This is a genomic window from Areca yellow leaf disease phytoplasma, from assembly GCF_041920595.1.
In genome coordinates, this window is the sequence record NZ_CP169277.1 from 575,201 (window position 1) to 577,421 (window position 2,221).

The following is a 2,221-nucleotide window of genomic DNA, read 5'->3' on the forward strand; positions in this document are numbered from 1 at the left end:
TTAAGTATGTTTGTAGATATTTTATTAATTTTATTTAACAATCAACAATATTTTACATCCTTTGTAAACAAGTAGGACAATATTTAGGAAAAACATACCAATTACTAGAATCTTTAAAATGATGATATATTGCCTCATCAGGAATATAACAGGCTTTGGAAAATGATACATTGGGTTTCTTCAAAATAATTATCAAAGGGGCTTCTCATGGATTGCCTCATCAAAGATCATGAATCTACCCATCCATATTTGGAAATAATGAAATCCATTACTTGTTTTCTTTCCAATTTAATTTACTTTCACAAGTTTGAGGAAAGGAAACAATAATAACTTTAATAATTTCGTCTGTCATAATGTTTAAGTTTTTGATATAATCTTTTTAAAACAGGTCCTTTTTACCATGCTTCTACACTAGATTAACAGCCAAAAGATTCTTTATATTTAACTAAATAAGCATCATAAGAATAATAGAAAGTAGCTTTTGGAGTTTCATATAAATTAAAATCAATTTTTTTAATAATATAATTAGCACAATCAGATATATAAATTCTAGTGTTTCTAGTTACAAAATTCATGATTTAGTCCTTTTGTTTTAAGTATTTGTTTTTTGCTTTTTATTTTATTATAACTCAATTTTGATGAATTAGGTTATATTTTTGACTGGGGAAAGTAAAATTTGGGTTGTTTAAGGGGGTTATGTTGTTTTGTTTGTTTTGTATATTGTTTTTGTTGGTTTTGGGTAATAAAAAGATCTTATATTAAGATATTATATTTGTTTATTTAGTTTTGGGGGCAAAAAAGATTTATAATGGGAGGTTATGAAGTGTAAGAAAAATATTTTTAAATAATAAGGGGAGTGATTTAGCATTTTTTTATGAAGCAAAAATATAATTTCTTTATGTTATAATTACCAAATTATAAAAAATCAAACAAACGATCACAAATTTTAACTGATCTCCTGGTTTGGCTCCTTGTTTTTGTAATTGTTCTTCCATTCCTATTTTTTTCAATATTCTATTAAATCTTTTTTACAGCTTCTTCGTTGTTAAAATCAGTACGATGAAAAAAGTTTCTTTACTGTTTACCAGACACAACAAAACAGAATCACTTTCTTTAATAACAGAAATAGTATTTTGATTATCAGGAAGGGTGTATAATTTAAATTCGTTGTTTTTGTTTGGGAGTAACTTCTAAGGGAATATTTTGCAAGGGAGCTCATTTCATATTTTAGGTCTCTAAATTATCAAAGAAACTAAAGAAGAGGGATAATTGGCTGGTCTTTGATTTGTTGTTTTAAAAGAGTAAGTTTTTGCAAAGCATCGGTGAAATCCATTTTATTGGTAAACAATAATTTGTTTTTTAAGTAATAATTTTACGGGGATTGTATTGATAATTCTTTGATTTAAAGTTTGGAAATCTTGGTAGGATTGGCACTTTCCATACTTAAAATATGAACTAAAAACACGACATCTTTCAATATGTTTTAAAAATTGAATTCCCATACCACAACCTAATGAGCATTGGCAATTAGTCCTGGTAGGTCAGCAACTACAAAACTAAAACCATCTACTTCAACGACTCCTAAATGAGGTTTAATTGTGGTAAAGGATAGGAAGCAACTTTGGGTTGGGCTTTGAAATAGCAGAAATAAGAGATAGATTTATCAACACTTGAAAACCTAACAAACCAATATCAGCTAAAACTTTAAGTTCTGTTTTGATTTTAAAACTTTCACCTAAATCACCTTTTTCAGCATAACTTGGAGCTTGATTTTTAAAAGTAGCTAATGCTTTATTACCTTTGCCGCCTTTGCCATAACATAATAACTAAGGTTTGTTGATCGTATAAAAATCTCTCCTAAAAACTGTTATCAACTTAGTATAAAAAACTGTCCCCAAAGGAACTTTAACACCATAAAGATGAGGAGCGTTGGCTCCATTTTGACCTTTATTTTTGCCATTTATTCCATGTGGTGCTTTAAGATGTTTTTGATATTTTTAATTTTAATAAGAGTAGTCGTCTTTGTCTCCTACAAAAATAACAGACCCGCCGTTGCCACCATTGCCACCAGCAGGTCCTCCAAAAGCTACATATTTTTCTCTTCTAAAAGCAACGATGCCATGACCCCATTGCCAGCAAAAACTTCATTAAAGGCTTCGTCAGCAAAATGCAAACTAAATACCTACTTTCATTAATGCATAAGCATAGCAATGCAGCTTAA

1 protein-coding gene and 1 pseudogene are annotated in these 2,221 nt (G+C 29.0%); both read right to left on the bottom strand.

Annotation, left to right across the window (positions count from 1 at the left end):
* Positions 1 to 896: 896 nt before the first annotated feature.
* Positions 897 to 995: a hypothetical protein gene (locus ACEW7V_RS03250; RefSeq protein WP_374695785.1), complete on the bottom strand. Its 99-nt coding sequence runs from the start codon at positions 993 to 995 to the stop codon at positions 897 to 899.
* A gap of 597 nt (positions 996 to 1,592) precedes the next feature.
* Positions 1,593 to 2,117: pseudogene (locus ACEW7V_RS03255) on the bottom strand (hypothetical protein).
* Positions 2,118 to 2,221 lie beyond the last annotated feature (104 nt).